Annotated in this window: 2 pseudogenes; one reads left to right on the top strand and one right to left on the bottom strand. The window is 36.4% G+C overall.

Annotation, left to right across the window (positions count from 1 at the left end):
- Nucleotides 1–368: 368 nt before the first annotated feature.
- Nucleotides 369–622, top strand: a pseudogene (locus tag ACFIK8_RS09890) (hypothetical protein); the annotation flags it as partial.
- 44 nt (nt 623–666) lie between these two features.
- On the opposite strand, the pseudogene ACFIK8_RS09895 reads toward ACFIK8_RS09890, so the two are convergent.
- A pseudogene (locus ACFIK8_RS09895) lies at nt 667–1090 on the bottom strand (adhesin); the annotation flags it as partial.

Genomic DNA, 1090 nt, shown 5'->3' on the forward strand with positions numbered 1-1090 from the left:
TTTATTCTCTACAACGATAGATTGGTGTAGATAGCTTTTAGCAAGATTATTTTTTATAAATCTTTGCGTTGTATTTTCAGATTTAAATGAAGAGTGCAATGGAGTAAGAAGTTCACATCAATCTAATCAGAGAGATGATTTAGCAAAATGAAAGCACATTTTACAAATGTAAAATCATAAAGCTTTCTCTATGTAATAGAAAATCAGCTTAGAGTTTTCCACAGGGCTTATAGTAATGTGTCGGAATCATGAGACGGAAGTACTAGAGACGTCCCCTGTTCAAACAATCCTCAAATACTTATTCAAATGAGAAAAACTGCTTTCAATACCACCAAAAGTACCAGCAACAGTCTTATAGCTCGTTTCAATTGCATTCAAGACTAAGTTTTTTAAAGTGGGTTCATTAAGCATCACTCTGGTTACACTCTTATCGAGTGTATCGGCTGTTTTTGCTTTGACTTTACCTATGAGCCAGGAAGTTATTTTGGATCGTAAGACTAAGAATGATCGTAAGAATATTTGTATTCTTTCTCTAAGTGCTTTTGATGGCAAGGGTGTTTTGGCAGAAGATGGTGATGGTTATGTTTGTGGTTTAGATCAGGTTTCTGGGTTTACAGCTATACCATCTGCAGCAACTTGAGAAATTTTGAAATTGGGTGTTGTTCATTGGCCAACCTTAAAGATAGGATCCAACCACTTCCCATTCTCATATCCAGCACCGCCACCAAAATAAGCAGCAAGCTTATTGCTCATCATATAAAGCTGAGAACCATTTATGGCATCTGTTGAAGCTTTACTAATGTCACCGTTCAAAAGATAGGTAATCTTACTCTCCGTTTTGTTTCCGTCGTTTGTATGAAGCGCAACAAAGGCATTCTCAGTATCGCTCCACATTAAGGCATTTTTAGAAAAATTTTCAATTTGCTGATTAAAGCTATTGGCTACATATGTTAGACGGCTATTCACACTCCTGACATTCATATCAAGCCCTGTCAACGCTGAGTCAACATCTGTAAAGATCTTTTGTTTTACATTACCATCTGTAGAAACTTCAGATAAATTATATCTAGGCCCCACAAAGACACCACCT

The organism is Bartonella sp. MR168JLCBS (assembly GCF_042194175.1).